Annotated in this window: 20 protein-coding genes; 1 reads left to right on the forward strand and 19 read right to left on the reverse strand. The window is 52.1% G+C overall.

Annotated features, from left to right (window positions below; genetic code table 11):
* Positions 1–418: 418 nt before the first annotated feature.
* The 16 genes from HPT30_RS09205 to HPT30_RS09280 all read right to left on the reverse strand — a co-directional run bounded on the left by HPT30_RS09205 (position 419) and on the right by HPT30_RS09280 (position 13,517).
* Positions 419–1,189 (reverse strand): class I SAM-dependent DNA methyltransferase, encoded by a 771-nt coding sequence (locus tag HPT30_RS09205; protein ID WP_175371211.1) that lies wholly within the window; start codon positions 1,187–1,189, stop codon positions 419–421.
* A 29-nt stretch (positions 1,190–1,218) separates the two neighbouring features.
* Positions 1,219–2,166, reverse strand: a complete 948-nt coding sequence (locus HPT30_RS09210) for a CvfB family protein (RefSeq protein WP_175371113.1) — start codon at positions 2,164–2,166, stop codon at positions 1,219–1,221.
* Positions 2,163–2,510: a ribosome silencing factor gene (rsfS, locus tag HPT30_RS09215; RefSeq protein WP_175371114.1), complete on the reverse strand. Its 348-nt coding sequence runs from the start codon at positions 2,508–2,510 to the stop codon at positions 2,163–2,165. Before rsfS ends, HPT30_RS09210 begins: the two co-directional genes overlap by 4 nt.
* A complete protein-coding gene (gene yqeK / locus HPT30_RS09220) occupies positions 2,507–3,085 on the reverse strand; it encodes a bis(5'-nucleosyl)-tetraphosphatase (symmetrical) YqeK (RefSeq protein WP_175371115.1) in 579 nt (192 codons plus the stop codon). The genes rsfS and yqeK overlap by 4 nt, the downstream gene beginning before the upstream one ends.
* A complete protein-coding gene (locus tag HPT30_RS09225) occupies positions 3,069–3,659 on the reverse strand; it encodes a nicotinate-nucleotide adenylyltransferase (protein WP_175371116.1) in 591 nt (196 codons plus the stop codon). Before HPT30_RS09225 ends, yqeK begins: the two co-directional genes overlap by 17 nt.
* A 49-nt stretch (positions 3,660–3,708) precedes the next feature.
* Positions 3,709–4,002, reverse strand: a complete 294-nt coding sequence (gene yhbY / locus HPT30_RS09230; protein WP_066373463.1) for a ribosome assembly RNA-binding protein YhbY — start codon at positions 4,000–4,002, stop codon at positions 3,709–3,711.
* Between the two features lie 56 nt (positions 4,003–4,058).
* Positions 4,059–4,928 (reverse strand): shikimate dehydrogenase, encoded by an 870-nt coding sequence (gene aroE, locus HPT30_RS09235; protein ID WP_175371117.1) that lies wholly within the window; start codon positions 4,926–4,928, stop codon positions 4,059–4,061.
* A 19-nt stretch (positions 4,929–4,947) separates the two neighbouring features.
* Complete coding sequence (yqeH, locus tag HPT30_RS09240) at positions 4,948–6,075, reverse strand: ribosome biogenesis GTPase YqeH (protein ID WP_175371118.1); 1,128 nt, start codon at positions 6,073–6,075, stop codon at positions 4,948–4,950.
* Positions 6,072–6,599, reverse strand: coding sequence for a YqeG family HAD IIIA-type phosphatase (locus HPT30_RS09245; protein WP_066374320.1), 528 nt, complete (start codon positions 6,597–6,599; stop codon positions 6,072–6,074). The genes yqeH and HPT30_RS09245 overlap by 4 nt, the downstream gene beginning before the upstream one ends.
* A 91-nt stretch (positions 6,600–6,690) precedes the next feature.
* A complete protein-coding gene (locus HPT30_RS09250) occupies positions 6,691–8,925 on the reverse strand; it encodes a DUF4129 domain-containing transglutaminase family protein (protein ID WP_175371119.1) in 2,235 nt (744 codons plus the stop codon).
* A gap of 1 nt (position 8,926) precedes the next feature.
* Positions 8,927–10,171 carry a DUF58 domain-containing protein gene (locus HPT30_RS09255; protein WP_175371120.1) on the reverse strand — a complete coding sequence of 415 codons (1,245 nt, stop codon included), beginning with the start codon at positions 10,169–10,171 and terminating at the stop codon, positions 8,927–8,929.
* 1 nt (position 10,172) lies between these two features.
* Positions 10,173–11,129: an AAA family ATPase gene (locus tag HPT30_RS09260; RefSeq protein WP_175371121.1), complete on the reverse strand. Its 957-nt coding sequence runs from the start codon at positions 11,127–11,129 to the stop codon at positions 10,173–10,175.
* 204 nt (positions 11,130–11,333) lie between these two features.
* On the reverse strand, positions 11,334–11,684 hold the full coding sequence (gene spoVAE / locus HPT30_RS09265; protein WP_066373454.1) for a stage V sporulation protein AE: 351 nt from the start codon (positions 11,682–11,684) through the stop codon (positions 11,334–11,336).
* A complete protein-coding gene (gene spoVAD / locus HPT30_RS09270; RefSeq protein ID WP_175371122.1) occupies positions 11,681–12,715 on the reverse strand; it encodes a stage V sporulation protein AD in 1,035 nt (344 codons plus the stop codon). Before spoVAD ends, spoVAE begins: the two co-directional genes overlap by 4 nt.
* Positions 12,716–12,717: 2 nt before the next feature.
* Positions 12,718–13,215: a stage V sporulation protein AC gene (spoVAC, locus tag HPT30_RS09275; RefSeq protein WP_175371123.1), complete on the reverse strand. Its 498-nt coding sequence runs from the start codon at positions 13,213–13,215 to the stop codon at positions 12,718–12,720.
* Positions 13,216–13,352: 137 nt separating this feature from the next.
* Positions 13,353–13,517 (reverse strand): hypothetical protein, encoded by a 165-nt coding sequence (locus HPT30_RS09280; RefSeq protein WP_175371124.1) that lies wholly within the window; start codon positions 13,515–13,517, stop codon positions 13,353–13,355.
* Between the two features lie 154 nt (positions 13,518–13,671).
* Between HPT30_RS09280 and HPT30_RS09285 the strand changes: the two genes are divergently transcribed.
* Positions 13,672–14,745 carry a M42 family metallopeptidase gene (locus HPT30_RS09285; protein WP_066373448.1) on the forward strand — a complete coding sequence of 358 codons (1,074 nt, stop codon included), beginning with the start codon at positions 13,672–13,674 and terminating at the stop codon, positions 14,743–14,745.
* A gap of 102 nt (positions 14,746–14,847) precedes the next feature.
* Here the strand turns inward: HPT30_RS09285 and HPT30_RS09290 are convergent, their stop codons facing one another.
* The 3 genes from HPT30_RS09290 to HPT30_RS09300 are packed head-to-tail and all read right to left on the reverse strand — an operon-like array spanning position 14,848 to position 18,516.
* Entirely contained in the window at positions 14,848–15,999 is a 1,152-nt protein-coding gene (locus HPT30_RS09290) for a mannitol-1-phosphate 5-dehydrogenase (protein ID WP_175371125.1), read from the reverse strand.
* Positions 15,999–16,433 carry a PTS mannitol transporter subunit IIA gene (locus tag HPT30_RS09295; protein ID WP_066373444.1) on the reverse strand — a complete coding sequence of 145 codons (435 nt, stop codon included), beginning with the start codon at positions 16,431–16,433 and terminating at the stop codon, positions 15,999–16,001. Before HPT30_RS09295 ends, HPT30_RS09290 begins: the two co-directional genes overlap by 1 nt.
* A 16-nt stretch (positions 16,434–16,449) precedes the next feature.
* The gene (locus HPT30_RS09300; protein WP_175371126.1) at positions 16,450–18,516 is read right to left on the reverse strand and encodes a BglG family transcription antiterminator; all 2,067 of its coding nucleotides are present in this window, start codon (positions 18,514–18,516) and stop codon (positions 16,450–16,452) included.
* Between the last annotated feature and the right edge of the window lie 23 nt (positions 18,517–18,539).

The raw sequence follows: 18,539 nt of genomic DNA on the forward strand, positions 1-18,539 counted from the left end.
AACGAATTCACAGTAAACTGGGATATCTGTCTCCAGATCGTTTCGAGTCACTGTACTACAGCAATCTAAAACTAGCGAATTGACCCTATTTACTGTGTCCACTCTATTGACAGAGGTACAAAGGGGCCACAAACGGATTCAGTCAAAAAGGCAGCCGCCTGCGAAAATCGCATAAGCTGCTGCCCCCTAAGGTTCATGCTTGAGATTAGGGGCGGTGCTTGCCGCTCGAACAAGAGCGGAGGCCGGAGGAATTCTGGAGAAACGATAGTGTTCGCCTTTAAAGTCCGATTTCACCCTATAATCTCTTATTACAATCAGAAATCGGACTTTAACAGCGATCGGAAGAAACCTCCGGCCCGCAGCGTCCCAGTTCAGCGAACCCCCGCCCCTAGACTCTAAGCATGAACTACCCAAACCATCATTTTACACAAATATAAAACAACCGCTGGGCATCATCATCCGCCTCAACCCATTCGAAATCAGCGAACGTCTCCACGCTGGAGAAACCCGCCTTAACCAGCTCCGCCTTTAACCAATCCGGTTCGTAAGCGCGCTGGATGTGCGTCTCCTCGAAACGACGATACAGACCGTTGCCTCTTTCTTCACGGGCAAATATGGACAGATGATGCTCAATCTCGCGTCGTGGCACGTCCAGCTCACAAGTCCAGATATAGGATACTGATTCCTCATCCAGAATAAAAGGCTGTTCTTCCTCATAGCGGATCAGCGTATTCGGGTGATGAACGTCGAACAGGAATGTTCCTCCAGGCTTCAACCCAGCGTAGGTACGGGCGAAGACTGCACGGATATCTTCCTCTTCCACGACATAGTTCAAGCAATCGCAGAATGAAATTACAGAGTCCACCGGCTCGGGCAGTTCCCAGGCTTTCATATTCTGATTGACCCAACGAACGCTTCCCTCTCTGAGAAAACGCCGTCCCTGCGGATGATCCTCCATCTTGCGCTGGGCAACAGCTAGCATGTCCTCCGAGAGGTCAATGCCCGTCATCCGGTAGCCGGCCCCTGCCAGCGGGATTGTGATTGTCCCCGTTCCGCAGCCTAGCTCCACTACCGTCAGCGGCTTGCCGTATTTGCTCCAGGCCGTCTCGGCAAATGTAATCCAGTCTGGATAAGGCATGTCCGCCATCAGCTCATCGTATACATAAGCAAATTTCCCGTAGGAAGGCACTGCGTTCACCGCACTTTCTATAATCAGGCTTATTGTCCGTCTTGGCTGGATTCGCCTTCATTGGCATCGTTTCCTTCAGCGGAAGCATTCTCCTGCGAACTCGCCAGGTAGGTCCAGTTTTCCTTTTGGGTGACCAGGCCTTCCTTCATGAGTTTGCCAAGCGCCCGTTTGAACGCCGATTTGCTGATGCCAAAACGTTGCTTAATAATGTCCGGAGGCGTTGCATCCGAATAAGGCATTGAGCCGCCAGGACGGGAGTTCAGGAATTCCAACAATGTTGTGGAGTCCACATCACGGCCAACTTCCTTACGCTGGCTCATCGAAAGATTGACCCGGCCATCCTCGCGAACATGCGATATCCGCGCCCCAATCTGTTCGCCCAGGCGAAGCAGACGACTGCGTTCAGAGGAATGGACCATGCCGATGATGCCAAAGCCCAGTACACCAGCATCCACAAGGACGAATGTCCCCATTTGCAGCGGCTTGTACACTCTGGCAGAGACGGTCTGGCCTTTCCAGGACTCAGGCGCTGCCACCGCGAGTGGAGCTAGCTCCTGCTCTCCGGCCAGCTTCGCACGCAGACGGCCCTGTTTGTCGTGTTCCATAAGGACAAACACCTTATCGCCAATCTGAGGCTTAAGCTCGTTCAGATCAGGCAACTCACGGATGGGAAGCAGCAGTTGACGGCCAAGTCCCATTTCCAGAAAGCAGCCCAACCGGGGATGGATGTCCGCTACTTCCAGCAGCGCCAATTCACCAAGCTGCAGGTAAGGCTTATTCAAAGTAGCGGCAAGCCGATCTTCCGTGTCAAAGAAGATAAACACTTCCAGCTTGTCGCCCGGTTTAGGTTTGCTTTTGTTAGCCAGCTCCGTATAGTGAAGCATGACCTCTTCGTCACCGTTGGTCAAAAAATAACCGTAAGGAGATACTTCACGTGCTACCGTTAAAGTAACTGTAGTTCCAGCAATCAGGTTCATACAGTCTCCACAACCTTGGCATCGGACCATAGACGCTCAATATTGTAATATTCGCGCTCATCGCGGTGGAAGACATGGACAACCACATCTCCCAGGTCCATCAGCACCCAGCGTGCAGAATCCATCCCTTCGATACCGCGGATGACACCGCCTGCTTCATGCACGACTTTACGAACCTCGGTAGCAATGGCTTGCACCTGGATATCGGAATTACCGTGACAGATGACAAAGTAATCGCTGATCGGTGAAATATTGCGCAGATCCAGCGCAACGACATTCATTGCTTTTTTATCTTCAGCAGCCTTAAGCGCCAGCTGCAATAGCTTGCTTGATGGTAGACTCATTCTTTTTCCTCCAATATTCTGACTAAATCATTTCGGGCTAATACGGTCAGCGGAAACACAATTCGGCGTTTCTCGAGCAGCAGGCTGATGGTAGAATCGAAACCGGCCACCAGTCCGTCCTCAAGACTGACTTTCGCCTGTTTGCGGATGTGATTGACACCCGGAAAGTCGCGTCCCGGCTCAATATAATCGGCGAGGCAAACGACCTTCTCCAATATTCCCATGCCCTCACGGCCTGAGGTATGATACCTTATGGCATCCAGCACCTCGGAATCGGTAATGCCATAGTCATGTTCTGCGACAAAAGCTCCCACCTCTGCATGCCAAAGCTGCTTGTCATGGGACAGCAGTTCTTTGGACAAACCATTCTGCTCAATAATGTCCCGCATGCGCTCCACAGGCCAATATTTTGCTACATCATGCAGAATGGCTGCAGTTTCCGCGCGAACAGGGTCAGCTCCGTACGTTTCCGCCAGCTTGACGGAGGACTCCATGACGCCCAGCGTATGCTTCCATCGCTTGTCGGGCATCTGCGCAGAGACTGCCTCAATCAGCGCCTCACGACTGTATGCCATATAGTCCACCCCTTTGCACATATTCATAAACACCATCCGGTACCATATACCGGATCGACCTGCCTTCAGCCGCCCGCTGCCGCAGCATTGTCGATGATATATCCACCTGCGGCATATCCGCAAGTGTAACCCGGCCGGCAATATGATCAGGCAGGGACCCCAGATCCAGCGGCGTCCCAGGTCTGCCCACACCAATAAAGGTCAGGCGCTGCACCAGCTCATCGATTGACTGCCACTTCGGCAGATACTCCACCATGTCGGCTCCAATGATAAAATAAAACTCCGAATGCGGATGCTCGGTTTGCAGTTCTCTGATCGTATCAATGGTGTAGGAGACCCCACCTCGCAGGACCTCAAGGTCCAGTGTACGGAAAGAGGGATGATGCTTCACCGCCTCCTGCACCATGGCCAGTCTGTCTTCACCCGATACTCCTGCTTCGTGCTTGTGCGGGGGAATATGTGAAGGCATGAACCAGACTTCATCGAGACCGTAGGTATCTCTTGCCGATTCCGCCGCCAACATATGACCGATATGGGGAGGATCGAAAGTCCCTCCCATGATTCCAATCTTCAAGAGGATCGCCTCCCCGTTTTCTTTTCAATTCCCGTTGATTCCTGCTATGTTAACGCGGCAGTTCAATCGTCTTGTTGTCACGGGATTCTTTGTACAGAACGATGGTCTTCCCAATAACCTGTACAAGCTCCGAACCCGATTGCTCGGCCAGTGCAGCACCGATTTCCTTCGGATCTTCAATATTGTTATTCAGCACACTAATCTTCATCAGTTCCCGTTTCTCGATGGCTTCCTCGATATGACGAACCAGATGATCGTTCACGCCGCCTTTGCCGACCTGAAATACAGAATCAAGATGATGTGCCAATGAGCGCAGGTAGCGTTTTTGTTTTCCAGTTAACATAAATGAACAAACTCCTTAATTAACATATTATTACCCTAAACCAGTAAATTCATTGCTTATGCTCCACCGCCGAGGCTTTCCTCAATGGTTTGGCGCATAATATCCACAGGAGCAGTCTGTCCTGTCCAATATTCAAGAGCATACGCACCTTGATAGACGAACATCCCCAGGCCTCCGTGAATGATACAGCCTCTTTCCAGGCTCTCCGTAAGCAGCCGAGTGTGCAGCGGGTTATAGATTAAGTCGCTGACCACCATTCCGGGATGCAGCAGTGCCGGATTTACCGGCAGCCCGTCGATATGGGGATACATCCCGACAGAAGTGGTGTTAATCAGCACATCGATATCCTTCAAATGCTCCCCCATGTCATCCAGAGAGATTCCGGCCAAGCTGCCCGATCCGCTCCATTCTGCCGCCAGATCCTGAGCCTTGTCCGCAGTGCGGTTGGCAATGACGATGGAAGCAGGCGCTTCCTGAAGCAGGGCAGCCACAATTCCTCTGGCTGCTCCACCTGCCCCAATCACCATGATCCGGGCACCGGACAAATCAGAGATCGCTTCTGCCTTCAAAGAACGTACATAGCCGATGCCATCTGTGTTGTAGCCTGTGAGCACACCATCATCATTGACAATGGTATTCACAGCACCGATAGCAAGTGCACTCCCATCCAGCCGATCCAGATATTCCATCACTGCTACCTTGTGTGGAATCGTGACATTGACCCCGCGAAAGCCCAGCGTCCGAATCGCGTGCACAGCCTCGCCGAGATCCTCAGGCTTCACATGCAGGGGCACGTAAGCCCCAGGAATGCCCATAGCTTTCAAAGCGGCACCGTGCATCAGCGGGGACTTGGAATGTCCGATAGGGTCTCCCATTACACCCAGCAGGATATCACCGTTCTTGTACTTCACGGCAGTAGATTCCATACCGGCCGTCCCCCTCTCTCTAAATCAGCGAAGGGCGGGTAAGCACCTTCACGCCGCGCGGAACGTGAACGGCCACAACCGCACCTTCCGTTCCATTGATTTTAATCCAGCCCAGACCCGAAATATATAGATCGCTGAGGCTGTTCCGGCCAATACGGAACTCGTGACGCTGCCACTGCGGCAGCTCATCCATAATATCCGCTGCCGGAGGTGACAGCATGACGCCGCGATGATTCGCGTATAGCTCGTCTGCACGTTCAAGCTTCGTGCGGTGAATTTTCAGCATTCCACTAATGAAACAGGTAAACGACTGGCGTTCTCCCTGCACAAAATCAAATCGTCCCAGCCCGCCAAAGAAAAGCGACTGCCCTGCATTCAGTTGATACACGGCAGGTTTCAACGGATTTACAGGCATAACCGCATCCAGATCACGGCGGTGCACTAATTCACTGTAGCGCCAAGGATAGACAATCCCTGGAGTATCAATAATGTAATGACCGTCGTCCAGCGGAATCTTCACTGTATCCAAGGTTGTACCCGGATAGCGTGAAGTCGTCAATTCCTGATCCAGATCGCTATAGTCTGAGATCAGACGGTTAATCAGCGTGGATTTACCCACATTGGTCGCCCCTACGACGTAGACATCGCGTTGACCACGCAGTTCAGAGACTGCTTCCAATAGCCGGTCAAAGCCTTGATTGCGCTTCGCGCTGCAGAGTACAATCTCGGCTGTACGCAATCCATGCTCTTTGCAGCGTTGTTGCACCCAGTTGCGGACTTTGTTCCAGTTCGTAACCTTCGGCAGTAAATCGCTTTTGTTCACTGCGAGAATAACAGGGTTATTGCCAACAAAGCGCTGCAGACCCGAAATCAAACTGCCTTCAAAGTCGAACAAATCGACAATATGAATGACAAGGGCATTCTTCTCGCCTACTCCGCTCAGCAGACGCAGAAACTCATCCTGATCTACCGATACGGAAGAAGCTTCATTATAGTTCTTGATACGGAAACAGCGCTGACAGATCACAGGCTCCCGATTAAAAGCCGACTCAGGGATGAAGCCTGGAAGCTCTCTGTCCTCAGTCTGGAGCTTAATGCCGCAGCCGCTGCATTTAACAGGGCGCTGTGTTTCACTGTGTTGATTCATTGGGGTTTTTCCTCCTCGTGCCACAATCCTTTTTTGCGGAGCCTGCTTTGGGCAATCCGCTCTACCCGACGGTTGAACCTTGTGCCGATCCCCTCATCCTTGATGGAAATGGGTAACACAAGCACCGTGTACAAACCAAGCCGGTTGCCTCCATACACATCGGTCAGCATCTGATCTCCCACCACAATCGTTTGATTAGGTGACAGATCCATCATCTTCATGGCCTTATGAAAGGGAGCATTGATTGGCTTGCGGGCCTGATGTACAAATTCAATATTGAGCGGTGTGGCAAAACGCGAGACCCGGTCCATATTATTATTGGATACAATAATCAGCTTGAAACCCAGTTCCTTCACCTTCTGGAACCATACCAGCAGTTCAGGAGTCGCTAACGGCGCCTTCGCGCCAACCAGCGTATTATCCAGATCCGTAATGATGCCCCGGTAGCCTTGCTGATACAGCTCTTCCAGAGCGATATCGAACACCGTATTCACCCGGAGCTTCGGGACCAACTTTTCAAACAATACGTTCACCTCGATTTCATACAAAAAACTATATCATACTCTATGGTCTTCGCAAACAAAGCCAAGGCAGAATTCCATCTGCCCCGGGGCTTCATCTGCCGGCTTTCATGCTTTTCCGCAGCCGCAAAGCTTCAGTATACACTGTGCGCCAGTCTTTGTCTTCTATAACATCCGGACTGTATTTCGCCTGTTCGAACATGCCTAACAGAACTGTCAAATTTTCAGCTGCCGCAGGCCGTTCCTTGCTCCAGCGAGCCACCGATTCACGCAGCGTTTCATGGCTTTCCTTCCTCATGCCTCTGCGCCGCATATATTTGACCCAACGGCCGGTCTCAATCAGCACTTTCTGATCGGGGGTCAAAGGACCGCCGCCTTTTAGGCGCTGCAGCAGAAAACGCAGCTTGAGACGGTGATTCCAAAGCTGGAATCCACCCCACAGCAACAGTACCGCCGCAGCTGATACCGCTGCCCAAGTTCCCATACGGAATTCCTTTTGGCTTGCCGCTGCAGCTTTGGCTGCTTCTTCCTGGTCCTCCTCTTTCTGCTGATCTGTTTGAGTATCACGGTCCGGGGTCTCATTCTGTACTAATAACGGAACGTTGAAGCCTGGCGTCGCCTCTACAGGAACCCAGCCATATTCCCCAAAATACACCTCGGCCCAGGAATGGGCGTCCGCATCTGTAATCGTATAATTGTTATTGGCTGCTCCACCCGGCCGCATTCCCAGATTATCCGGCAGCTCAGGCTGCTCTCCCGGCGCATAGCCCTTCACCCAGCGGGCAGGAATATTCAGGGAACGGGCCATCGTGACAAGTGCGGTAGAGTAATAATCGCAGTAGCCTTCCTTAATTTCAAACAAGAAGCTATCCACAAAATCAGAACTCTTGGCACGCGAGAGATCTGGCTGATTGGTGTATGGAAAGTTCAGCTGTAAATATTGTTGCAGTAGCGCTGTTTTTTCATACGGAGTGCTGGCATCCGCCGTAATCTCCTTAGCCAACTCCTTTACCCGTTCCGGGAAATCCCCCGGGAGTTTCAACAGCGCCGGATCAATTTCTTTTCCGCCGTACAATTGTTCAAAACTCTTCTTGCTGAGCTCCTGAACAGGAATGATTGGAACCGCAGAAGTCACTTCATAAGTCTGAGGGTAGGGCCGCTTCTTCCCATCCACATCCCATAGCAGCTCACTATCCCGGTTCCGCCAGAACAGGCCATCGCTCTGAGCTTCTTCGTTAACAGAATTTACGGTTGTAATGGAGTAGCCCCCGAAGATTACGGGGTACTCATAGGTGTTCAGCATCCTTACCGTCTGCTGTAACTCACGAGTTTGTATCTTTGAAGGGATAGCGTCCAGGGTTGCACCGACCTCTGCAGTCCGAAGCGGACCTCTTGTCAGCCGATCATCATCACTCCAGCCTTTCCCCGAATATACGTTTCGGGTCTCTCCACGCATATATGTGCGCAGATCGGATATTACGCTCATTACGGGCGCATAATCAAAATTAAACCCGCCGCCCAGCTTGTTGTCATCCAGGCTGTACCCGGACGAGGTCTTGTTGGCTGAACTCTTCCCGCCGCCCGTGTCTGTTGAGCTTGATAACCCGCCACCAGTACCAGGGCCATCACCACTCCATTCTTTCCAAGCGGTATAAGGGTCAGTCAATGTAGGCCGAACCTCCGGCATGTTGATACCTGTAAGAATGACTAATGAAAATATAATGGCGATATTCACGACAGCTTTCAAGGGATAATCCAGCAAATAGGACCAGCCGTGCGGATAACGAACCTGGAAGCTGCGCAGATGCTGACTGACCAGCCAGCCCATCCCTGCGAACACTGTCCACGCAACCTCCTGCCACAACACCGATGAAGTGAAGGAATCCAGTGCCCCGAAGGCAGCAATGTTCATTCCGATAAACATCAGAATACGCGCCTTTGTATTGACCCACCAGGAGGTTAACAGCAACAGCCCCCACGCCCCAATGACAAAGGCCAGATACGGTGTAGATTGGGCTGCGATATCCGTTAGCCATTCTCCTTTGGTCTCATAAATCATATCTGTATCATAAATTCCAAAATGCAGAAGCGTCCGGTACAGGAGATACAGCACTGCACAGGCTTCGATTAGCAGGCGATATACCCGCTGAATGGGCAATAGTATTTCTATAATTGCTACAGCAACAAGAACAATCAATACGGAGGCCGTCGTCTCTCGCAGCCAGACCGGATCAGTATAAGAAAGCCATTGCAGGGCAATGATGGTCGCCCATAACAGACTAAAAGCATAATGCCAGTTTGATTTCAGCAGATTAAGCCAGCTCTTCATCTCAGTATTCCCCTCCCAATACAGCAGGAAGTTCTTGAAGCGAATCCACGCTATAACCTGTAACCCCGCGGGCCTTCAAAATTTCCAGCCAGCTCCCGCTGCGATTCACCCCTGCCGGGTTCTGCACATGCAGATGAGAAGGCGTCATGCCACGGCTTTCCGCCCAGCGCAAGGTCTCCAGCACAGGCTGTCCACTCAGCGGGCTGACCAGCACGAAATAAGCCCCCTTAGGGAACATTCGGTGTGCCTTCTCCAGCCGGGCGACAATAGAGCCCCGACCCTCGGCATTGATATCGATCAGGTAATGCAGCATCTTCTGCCGCTCCGCCCCGCTCTCAGCCGGAGAGAAGACCTTGGTAGTCTTATCCAGACAGCACAGGCCAATGCCAATCCGTTCCCGGATACCAAAACCGAGCAGTGAAGCCGTTATCGAGATTGCCAGTTCCAACTGTGCAGCCGTATCATATGCTCCCGAGCCGCCGTCCAGGACTATCATTGTCTTGGGAATGGATTCGTGTTCGAATTCCTTGGACTTCCAGGCTCCAGTCTTGGCAGTGGCATTCCAGTGGATACGAGTCAGACGGTCACCGTATGCATAGTCGCGAACACCATTGATCTGTGTGGTCTCGCGTCTGGACTGAGCCAGGGAGACCTGCGGACCGGCCAGCCTTGATTTACGCTCATACAGCTGCCAGCGTGGAACGAATATCGCCCGGGGAAGGACCCGGAACTGGCCTCCGGCCACAAATGAACCTTTGTGCTCCACGAGTCCGAAAATGTCCTCACTGAGAATATCCGTCTCCCCAAAAGTATAGCTGCCGCGTTCCATTGGCGGTGTCTGAAAACGTAGTTCCCCCTGACCCTTGAGATTCGTAATCAGGCTATCTTCGAATACCCAGCTCTCGCCGTTATGTCGTTTCATAACTTCGCGCACAACAACATAGGGCAGCGGGAGAAAGCCGGGGATTGTTACGTTAAGCCGCACTCGCAGATGTCCGCCTGCGGTCAGCAGATCAGGCTTCTCCTGCTCAGAATGGAAGCTGCGGGAGCCGGTAGCCCGGCGAACACCGCCGAGCCCTCCGACAATTAGATAAAGGATAAGAACAGAAACCATAATAAACAGCATGATCGATGTTTTTCCACCTTGGAACAATACATACAGCAATGTGATACCCCAAATTGCGAGGATGCCGGCGAACTTCGCCGGCTGAATGACAGCGGCCGCCGCAGACAGATAACGTCTCATGTTATTGCCTCATTGTGACAGGCACATGGATATTTTGCAGGAGCTTCTGCAGCAGGGAATCCACACTAATATTATCCAGGCGCGATTCTGGACGCAGCAGAATCCGGTGTGACAGTGCATAAGGGGTAAGAATCTTGACATCATCAGGCAGCACATAATCACGCCCCTGCAAGAAGGCAAAGGCTTTACAGGCCATCATAAAGGACAGAGAGGCACGCGGGCTTGCACCGAGCAGCACCAGTGGGTGCTCACGGGTCATCCGCACCACATCCAGCAGATAGTTCAGCACAGGTTCGCTGATGAAGACCTCACGGATCTCTTCCTGGATCATAGCAATCTGCTCCATGCTGGTGACCGGCGTAAGCTTGTCTACCGGCTGGCCGTCCTGATGGGTAAGCAGCAGCGTCTTCTCTGTCTCCGCATCAGGATAACCCAGACTGATTCGCAGCATGAACCGGTCCAGCTGGGCTTCCGGCAATGTATACGTCCCCTCAAAATCAATCGGGTTCTGGGTCGCACAGAGCATAAACGGATGTGGAAGCGTATACGTCTCGCCGTCCACGGTGACATTACGTTCCTCCATCACTTCAAGAAGCGCTGATTGTGTCTTGGTAGTGGCGCGGTTAATTTCATCTGCGAGTAGAATATTCGTCATGACCGGCCCCGGGCGGAAATGGAACATTTCGTCCCTGGGGTGATAGACGGACACACCGGTTATATCACTCGGCAGAATGTCAGGATTGCACTGGATACGGCGGTAATCGCCGGACATGGATCTGGACAGTGCACGAATCAGTTGGGTTTTACCCGTACCCGGCACATCCTCGATGAGGACGTGACCTCCGGCAAGCATTGCCGTCAGCAGGAGCTGTATTTCGAATGATTTTCCAAGGATGCAGGATTCAAGGTTGTGGCGTACAGTGTTCATGATATGCATAGATTCTTGACGTACGGGCATGAATGGTAAACCTCCTATGTCAGAATGAAGCAGTATTAATTTTATTTTACATGATTAGGGGACCCAAAGTACATTATTGAAGCAACTGAATTATGGATAATGCTATTTCTATGTATGTAAAAAAAATCACTAGCCAATCCCAATATTTCAGCGCATAGAAAAAGCAAGCCAGGAATGTCATCCCAGCCTGCTTGTAAGTATCCCTTATCCCTTCGGTCTGACCAGAAGTGCAGCCAGAAACGAGAACACAATAGCTGATGAAATCCCGGCGCTTGTGATGTCGAAAATCCCGGTCACTACGCCGATCCATCCATCCCGCTCCAGTTCCGTCAGCGCCCCGTGCACCAGGGAATTACCAAAGCTCGTTATAGGTACAGAAGCGCCCGCACCAGCGAATTTGACTAACGGATCATACAGACCGAAGGCATCGGCAATTGCGCCCGCTACGACGAGTGTACTCATAGTATGCGCAGGTGTCAGCTTCAGCACGTCGAACATTAGCTGTCCAATAACACAGATTGCTCCGCCAACCAGAAAGGCCCACAAATAAATCATGCTTCTTCACCTCCACTCTCCAGGGAAACTGCATGTGCAACACAAGGAATGCTCTCACCCTGCTGATAGGATATCGGGGATAGTAATGCACCTGTAGCGACTACTAATACTCTTTTGAGCTCACCTTTTCTCAGGCGCTTCAAGATATGTCCATAAGTTACCACTGCCGAACAGCCGCAGCCGCTTCCTCCTGCAATGACGTACTTCTGCTTCTCCAGATCATAAATGAGCAGACCGCAATCATCGAACCGGGTCTGTTCCATTGGTATCCCTTCCTTAGCCAACAGTGTCTTGGCGATCGGCAGGCCTACGGAGGCCAAATCTCCGGTTACAATAAGATCATAATGTCCAGGGGAGAGGGTCGTGTCGCGAAAATGAGCCGTAATGGTATCTGCTGCAGCCGGGGCCATGGCATTCCCCATATTAAAGGGGTCGGTAACTCCCAAATCCATTACTCGTCCAATTGTGGCATGCGTCACTACCGGCCCTTTGACAGAACCATCATTACGGCCGACAATCGCACAGCCCGAGCCTGTGACGGTATACTGCGCGGTAGGCGGCTTCTGCGATCCGTACTCTGTTGGAAAACGGAACTGCTTCTCCACCGTACAGTTGTGACTGGCAGTTCCGGCCAGTGCAAGCTTGGCACCGCCTGTATCCACAATCATTGACGCAAGGGCCAAACTCTCCATAGACGTAGAACAGGCACCGAATACACCAAGATAAGGAACTCCAAGCTTACGGGCTGCAAAAGAGCTGCTGATAATCTGATTCATCAGGTCGCCCCCAACAAAGAAATCCAGATCCTCCTGCTTCACGCCGGCATTTATAAGTGCCAGTTGTGAGGCTTTCTCGAACAGCACCCGTTCTGCCTTTTCCCAAGTCTTCTCGCCCATCTTCAGCGAGTCATAAATAAAGTCAAAATCCGAGGCCAGCGGCCCCTCTCCTTCCTCAGGACCGACAACGGAGGAAGACCCCAAAATGACAGGGCGTGAAGTGAATTCCCAGGTCTGGCTGCCAAGCTGCTTCATATTTAATGTCCACCTCCAAAGCCCATCAAGGCATAAATTACACCAATGATGAATGCTGCAACGGTTCCAAAAACGATAACTGAACCTGCCAGCTTAAACATATTGCCACCTACACCGAGCACAAGCCCTTCGGCCCGATGCTCCAGCGCAGCGGAGCACATGCTGTTAGCAAAGCCCGTAACCGGCACCGCCGTACCAGCACCAGCCCATTGCGCCATCTTGTCGTAGACGCCGAAACAGGTCAGGATAACGGAAATGAGAATCAGTGTAGCTACGGTTGGACTGGCCGCTACCCTAGAACTCATTCCGAAGATCGCCATATAGGCTTCCTGGATGCCTTGTCCGATGAGACAGATCAGACCGCCAGCCAGAAAGGCGCGGATACAGTTTTTTCCGACAGGACGGGCAGGAACATAAGGCTTGGACAATTTCTCATAGGACTCCGGGGTCAAGGAATCGAGCTTCAGCTTAACCCCTGAACGCTTTGTTTTAACCGGCAATGAGCACACCTCCTATGGTTTAGCGAAGAGGAGCCTGTAGCAGTCAGGTTCCCGCTTCTACAGGCTCCAGAACTGTCTTCGCTTAGAAGTTTTTCCTTATTGTTCGCTATCTGGTCCCTCCTTATGTCCTCCTGTGCTCAGGTAAAATACAGCAGGATTACAATAAGCAGCAAAAACAGTATTAAGATGAACACCGCTTCATTCGGCGGACCATACCGCGTGCTGTATCTGCGCCGGACACCATATCCATAGACAGCCCGGGTCTGCACCCTTCCTTGGGGCCTGCTTCTCATAACCCTCATCGTTATCAATCGCTTCCTTTCTTTCAGCCCCTGCGATCAGGGCTACTACTGCATAGTATTCGTGGAGACGACGCCCGGTGTCGTTTTATCCGCGAGACGTGGACAAGTGGTTCCAAAATGTTCATACTAGACGTTAGTAAAGGAGCGATTGCATATGAATCAAGAAACACTCGATTTGTTCAAAACACTTACCGAATTCCCTTCAGCCCCGGGCTTCGAGCGTGAGCTGCGCGCCTATGTCAAAGAGGCTATGTCCCCTTATACCGACGAATTCGTCCAGGACCGCCTCGGCAGCCTGTTCGGCGTGCTGCGCGGCGAAGAGAACGGTCCTAAGATCATGGTGGCGGGACATTTCGACGAAGTCGGCTTTATGGTTACCGGCATCACTGACAATGGAATGATCAAGTTTCAGCCACTAGGCGGATGGCTCTCCTCAGCGGTGTCTTCACAGCGGCTGCACATCATTACACCAAAGGGTCCGCTGACAGGTGTTGTAGGAAGCACCCCTATCCACCTGCTGAGCAATGAAGAGCGCACCAAGACAAGTGAGATCGGCAAAATGTACATCGACATCGGTGCAGATAGCCGTGAGGAAGCCCAAAGCTTCGGCGTATCTCTAGGTCAACAGATCGTGCCAATCTGCCCGTTCACTCCACTAGCCAATCCCAAGAAGATCCTGGCTAAAGCCTGGGATAATCGCTACGGTGTAGGTCTGGCCCTGGAGCTTGTGAAAGAGCTATCCGGCAAAAAGCTTCCTAACACCGTGTACGCTGGTGCAACCGTACAGGAAGAAGTAGGACTGCGGGGCGCCCGTACAGCTGCCAACCTGCTCAATCCGGATATTTTCTTCGGCCTGGACGCCAGTGCAGCTGCAGACATGACCGGTGACCGTCAGGCCTTCGGCCAGCTTGGACAAGGAGCGCTTCTGCGCATCTACGACCCAACGATGATCACCCACCGCGGCCTGATCGAGTATGTACAGGATACCGCCGACACTCACCGTATCAAATATCAGTATTTTGTCTCCCAAGGCGGAACTGATGCAGGACAAGTGCATGTCAGCGGCATCGGGATTCCTTCGGCAGTGATCGGAATCTGCTCCCGTTATATCCACACGGCTTCCTCAGTCATCCATAGCGATGATTACGCGGCTGCCAAGGAGCTGTTGATCAAGCTAGTAGAGGGACTTGACCGTACCACCTTGCAGACAATCCTGGAGAACAGCTAATCAGGACAAACACATATGAACGAAACAAAGACGGCCGGGAGAATATCCCAGCCGTCTTTGTTTATTTACCTTTATTTAGCCCTGCCACCGACAGGGCTAATTCTAGTTAGCCTTTAACTTGTCATATTCCGCCAAGACCGACTGATGCACCTTGTGATCGGCAGCAAGACCGGTATATTTAGCCACCGCCTCCGATAGTCCGATATCTGCAAGGGAAGCTTGAAGCTCGACTGCTTCTGGATCATCCTTAACATCAAACAACAGCGCAGCTGCCATCGAACGTGTCAGAGCTGTGAAAGCAAGTCCTGCTTCATACGCCTGAACTGCCGGAGAAACGAGACGATCGTTCGGAGACAGCTTGCGGATCGGAGAACGTCCGACACGAGAGACTTCATCCGTCAGCGCCGGGTTACGGAAACGCTCCAGAATTTTATCAATATACTTGCCATGCTCGGCTTTATCAAAACCATGCTTGTTCACCAGAACAGCCCCAGTCTCTTCAAGCACTTCGCGTACACTTGCAGTCAATGCATCATCGGCCATTGCTTGCTGAATGGTTTCGTAGCCCTTCAAGTAGCCCAGATAAGCCGCAGAACAGTGACCCGTGTTCACCGTGAACAGTTTACGTTCGATGTACGGCTCCAGGTTATCTACATAATGAACCCCATTTACAGGCTTGTAGCCCGGAATCATTTGCGAAGCATCCACAACCCATTCATAGAACGGCTCGACAACCACCTTCAGGATATCTTCATGCTGCTGCAGTGGGACAATCCGGTCCACAGCCGCATTCGGAAATGCAACCGAAGCATCTGCTTTACGTCTAGTCTCTTCATCCAGCTTGGCATACACCAGCTCCTTGAGCTGTGCACTGCCGCCGATAGCATTCTCGCAGGCAATGACATGCAGTGGGGACGAGGAACCCGCCAGCCGCCGGGTAATCCCTTCGGCAACAGCACCCGCGATATGTTTCAGAATAGATACACCTACAGCGGTAGTCACTAGATCAGCATCGGCAATAGCTGCCGCTACCTCATCACCGTGAGTGACACTGCTGAGTGCTGTGACGTTGCGGACAACCACTGTCTCCTGACCTTCGCTGGCCAAGGTAACAGGATATTCACCACGCTGCTGAAGCTGCGAGACAAACGCCTCATTCACATCGACGAAAGTAACCTCATACCCTGCTTGGGACAACAGAAGGCCGATAAACCCTCTGCCGATATTGCCTGCGCCAAAGTGTACAGCCTTCATTACTCGAGGCCTCCTTCGAAGATAGCAAGAACGTCAGCCGGTGTCGCTGCACTCATAACACGCTCGATGGCATCATCTTCGCTGAAGATCATCGCTACATTAGTCAGGATCTCCATATGTCCGTCACCAGCTGCGGCAATACCAATGACAACAAATGCTGGCTCATCGCCGCCAAAATCTACCCCATCCGGGAAGCGCAGAATCGACAGTCCAGTGGACTTGATGAATGGTCTGCCTTCTTTGGTGCCGTGAGGAATAGCCAAGCCTTCACCCATATAAGTGGAGACTACCTCTTCGCGGTCCAGCATCTTCGGAATATATTCTTCGGTTACATGACCTGCGTCTACTAATAGCTGCCCGGCCATTCGAATGGCTTCATATTTATCCTTGGCAGTGGCGTTCATCATTACTTTATTTTCAGACAGTATACTCATATGGTTTCTCTCACTTTCAAAGTTTATTTTCGAAAAAACGTAAAAGTTCGGACGACAGATACCGCCGGATTTCCGGCTCCGCCCGCTCCTCCAGCAGCTTTACCAGCTCTGTATTGAGCAGCATAGCGCTGATCTCGCTCAGGACCTCCAGGCTTTCCTTGGACAGCTTGCGCGGGGCAAGCATGAGCAGGATAACCCTGACCTCCGTCTCGCCATCCAGCTGTACAGGCTGTTCCAGCCGGTACAGCGTCAGGGAAGACTTATGAATATGGCTGCTCCGTGTATGGAACAGCGCCAGCCGGGTATCCGGAATCACCTGGCTGGCCATCCGTTCCCGCTCCAGAAGCCGGTCCAGTACCAGCCCGGTGTCACCGATCACACCGAAATCTGCAATCATGTCGAGCATGACGGCCAAAGTGGCCGGCAGGTTCATTCCGCTATTGTCGAGCGAATAGAGGCGGAAGCGTTCAATCAGACTGAGCATCTCTTCCAAAATGACGCTATAACTCTTCATTCGGTCGAAAGCAGCTTCTTCCCGAACAACAGTCCCTGATTCACCTGCAGGAGGCTCTTCACGTTCTTTCGGCACAGTATTTTGTATATAGCTCAGCAGCTTCTCTATTTCTTCCCCTGTTAGCAGGGGGCTGATCTTGATATATCGATCACCCGGCAGGGGTAAATCGATAGTGGAGATAATAAGGTCATAATCTTCTTCCGGCAGACGGGCTGCCTCATACCAAGAGACATTGCCCATGACCTCAATCTGCGGCAGCTCCTTATTCAGCCTGGTAGCCAGCAGCCGTGAAGAGCTCAGTCCGCTGGCACAGACCAGAATGGCCCGAACACTGCGTCTGAGCTGATTCAGTCTTTCCATGGAGGCGCCGAAGTGCATCACCAGAAAGCCAATCTCCTCGTCGGGAATGACAAGATCCAGGTTCAGATCTTCTACAGAATCCCGGACAGTCTGAAACAAATCCTCGTAATCCTTACGAATCGGACCCAGTAGCGGATTACGGATGCGGGTTCCTTCACGAATCCGCTTCAGGGCAGGATTGATATGCTCTATCACTCCTTCCCGAAGGGAACGGTCGCGCAGGAATGGAACCCCGGTACGCTTTGCGATGCTATCTGTCAGTCTGTAAACAATCTCCACCAGCTCGATGTCCCCGTACGCAAAACCAGTCGAAGAGAATGACTCCTGCACCCGGTCAAACAGTCCCGCGATATAGAGAATTTCTGTTCGCGGAAATGTCATACCCAGGATATGGCCCAGTTGCAGGACGAATTGCTCCGAAGCAGCAATATTCCGGTGGTCGGACATTCGCGGGTACCCCACATCTTCCGTGAGATCAATTTCCCTGCCAATACAGATCCGTCGTACAGTTACAGACAACCCCAGCAGCAGCTCCATATAGACGATTTCCGGCAGCTCCGCAGTCCATTTCCATTCCATGTCCCAGAGCGTATTCTCGACATCCATCAGTTTGTTCTTGCCCACGCTGGACAGCAGCATATTAAATACCGGGTTACCTTGTACAGGCAGCACATGACCGACCAGATCCGACTGGTCCAGATGCTCAGCGGCCAGTCGGCCGATGGCCCTGCGTTTATCCACTTCGGTGCCGGTAATTTCCACGCCATAACCACGCCTTCGGACGAGCTTCAGACCAAATTTGCGGACCCATGGCTCGAGTTCATCCAGATCGTAGCTAATGGTTGCTACGGTGACTTTCAGCGAATGGGCTAGCGCAAAGAGCTTCACTGGCTCCTCAGCTTCCAGCAGGGAGCACAGTTCATAGATCTTACGATCCTCCCCTGAATATTCCGCCGGCTTCTCTTCCCGCAAGTATACCCGCAGCTTCTCAAGCCCACCTTCCGGCCCGCTGAGCTGGATCCCCTTACCGGATTTCCGGCTCAAATCGAGACCAAAATCCTTCAGGATGCCCTCAATATCCTCCATCTCCCGGTGAACGGTGCGTACACTGACACCTGTGTCCGCAGCGATCTCGGCAGCGGTGATCTCTTCGCTCACCCCAAGGAGAAGTCCTATCATTTGTCGCTGTCTGGCGGTCATTTTCCTCATTCCCGGAACCCTCGCCTACATGG

The organism is Paenibacillus agri (genome assembly GCF_013359945.1).
GTDB classification, from domain to species: domain Bacteria; phylum Bacillota; class Bacilli; order Paenibacillales; family Paenibacillaceae; genus Paenibacillus_AQ; species Paenibacillus_AQ agri.

What these genes read in the sequence shown, in the direction of transcription:
- yqeK (WP_175371115.1), bottom strand. Translation starts at nt 3,085, where the DNA reads ATGGCATACAGTCGTGAGGCGCTGATTGAGGCAGTCTCTGCGCAGATG.
- spoVAE (WP_066373454.1), bottom strand. Translation starts at nt 11,684, where the DNA reads ATGATTTATTTGTGGGCCTTTCTGGTTGGCGGAGCAATCTGTGTTATT.
- yqeH (WP_175371118.1), bottom strand. Translation starts at nt 6,075, where the DNA reads ATGAATCAACACAGTGAAACACAGCGCCCTGTTAAATGCAGCGGCTGC.
- HPT30_RS09210 (WP_175371113.1), bottom strand. Translation starts at nt 2,166, where the DNA reads ATGAACCTGATTGCTGGAACTACAGTTACTTTAACGGTAGCACGTGAA.
- HPT30_RS09260 (WP_175371121.1), bottom strand. Translation starts at nt 11,129, where the DNA reads ATGCCCGTACGTCAAGAATCTATGCATATCATGAACACTGTACGCCAC.
- spoVAD (WP_175371122.1), bottom strand. Translation starts at nt 12,715, where the DNA reads ATGAAGCAGCTTGGCAGCCAGACCTGGGAATTCACTTCACGCCCTGTC.
- HPT30_RS09255 (WP_175371120.1), bottom strand. Translation starts at nt 10,171, where the DNA reads ATGAGACGTTATCTGTCTGCGGCGGCCGCTGTCATTCAGCCGGCGAAG.
- HPT30_RS09290 (WP_175371125.1), bottom strand. Translation starts at nt 15,999, where the DNA reads ATGAAGGCTGTACACTTTGGCGCAGGCAATATCGGCAGAGGGTTTATC.
- HPT30_RS09250 (WP_175371119.1), bottom strand. Translation starts at nt 8,925, where the DNA reads ATGAAGAGCTGGCTTAATCTGCTGAAATCAAACTGGCATTATGCTTTT.
- HPT30_RS09300 (WP_175371126.1), bottom strand. Translation starts at nt 18,516, where the DNA reads ATGAGGAAAATGACCGCCAGACAGCGACAAATGATAGGACTTCTCCTT.
- HPT30_RS09280 (WP_175371124.1), bottom strand. Translation starts at nt 13,517, where the DNA reads ATGAGGGTTATGAGAAGCAGGCCCCAAGGAAGGGTGCAGACCCGGGCT.
- yhbY (WP_066373463.1), bottom strand. Translation starts at nt 4,002, where the DNA reads ATGTTAACTGGAAAACAAAAACGCTACCTGCGCTCATTGGCACATCAT.
- HPT30_RS09295 (WP_066373444.1), bottom strand. Translation starts at nt 16,433, where the DNA reads ATGAGTATACTGTCTGAAAATAAAGTAATGATGAACGCCACTGCCAAG.
- rsfS (WP_175371114.1), bottom strand. Translation starts at nt 2,510, where the DNA reads ATGAGTCTACCATCAAGCAAGCTATTGCAGCTGGCGCTTAAGGCTGCT.
- HPT30_RS09285 (WP_066373448.1), top strand. Translation starts at nt 13,672, where the DNA reads ATGAATCAAGAAACACTCGATTTGTTCAAAACACTTACCGAATTCCCT.
- aroE (WP_175371117.1), bottom strand. Translation starts at nt 4,928, where the DNA reads ATGGAATCTACTGCCGTGAAGTACAAGAACGGTGATATCCTGCTGGGT.